Here is a 1,153-nt window from a genome sequence, read left to right on the forward strand (position 1 = left end):
CAAACGCAGGAAACGACATTAACACACCAGCAACTAGAGTGTTAGTTGGAGATAAAGCTAAATTAACAGCTGATGAAATTGAAAAAGTTAAAGAATCAGTTAAAGCAGTAAATCCAGGATCAACTGTAGTAGTAGACGACAAAGGAAACGCAACAGTAACAACACCAGAAGGTAAGACAGCGGTAATTCCAGCAACAGACTTAGTTAAATCACCAGAAGATGCAGCTAAATCAAACGCAGGAAACGACATTAACACACCAGCAGATAAAGCTGTAGTTAAAGATCCAGCTAACTTAACTCCAGAAGAGAAGAAAGCGATCGAAGACAAAGTTAAAGCTGTAAATCCAGGATCTAAAGTTGTAGTAGACGACAAAGGAAACGCAACAGTAACAACACCAGAAGGAAAAACAGCAACAATTCCAGCAGCTCAATTAGTTAAAGATGCTAAAGATGTTGCAGCTAAGAATAATGGTGAAAATATCAACCTTGACTTCGAGAAAGAAACAGTAGTAGACTTCAATAACTTAACAGATGCAGAAAAAGAATCTGCAAAAGCTAAGATTAAAGGAGCAAATGCTGATGTAGTAGAAGTTATCTTCGACAAAGCAGGAAATGCAACTGTAATTACTAAAGATGGTAAAGCTTACACAATTGCAGCGAAAGATATCTTTAGACAAAAAGAAGTTCCAACATTACCAGGAAAACCTGCTAATAATGAAAATTCTAATGCACAAGATACAAATGCAAAATTAGGACAACGTTTAGCTAACACAGGTACAACTGAAACTAATACTGGATTAGCAGGATTAGGATTAGGAATCCTAGGTGGATTACTTGCAGCAGCAAGACGTCGTAAAAACGACAAAAACTAATTTAAAGATTATAATAAATCTTTAAGTATAGTAAAAAGCCCTCGAAATTTTTCGAGGGCTTTTTGCCTTACAAGGTATTACTTTGAATCCAAAATCTTTAGAAAATTCCTCGAATTGACTATTAACTTCTCCTTTGAAATATCTAGTTCTTGGTTTATTCACTATTGGTTTCATATTATCTGTAATAGTTATTTTAGGTACTCCTTTTATGTTTCCAAATATCTCAATTAATAAAGACATTAATACTGTTCGTAAGCGTCCAATAACGAGGTATCTATCTT

General features: G+C 34.7%; 1 protein-coding gene and 1 pseudogene. One reads left to right on the plus strand and one right to left on the minus strand.

Going from position 1 to position 1,153, the window contains the following annotated elements; all coding sequences use genetic code 11:
* A partial coding sequence (locus HMPREF3186_RS06130; RefSeq protein WP_156438977.1) for a MiiA motif-containing surface protein occupies positions 1 to 872 on the plus strand: 872 nt, incomplete at its 5' end.
* Positions 873 to 893: 21 nt separating this feature from the next.
* Here the strand turns inward: HMPREF3186_RS06130 and HMPREF3186_RS09180 are convergent.
* Positions 894 to 1,153: pseudogene (locus HMPREF3186_RS09180) on the minus strand (hypothetical protein); the annotation flags it as partial.

This window comes from Gemella haemolysans (assembly GCF_001553035.1).
Classification (GTDB): Bacteria; Bacillota; Bacilli; order Staphylococcales; family Gemellaceae; genus Gemella; species Gemella haemolysans_B.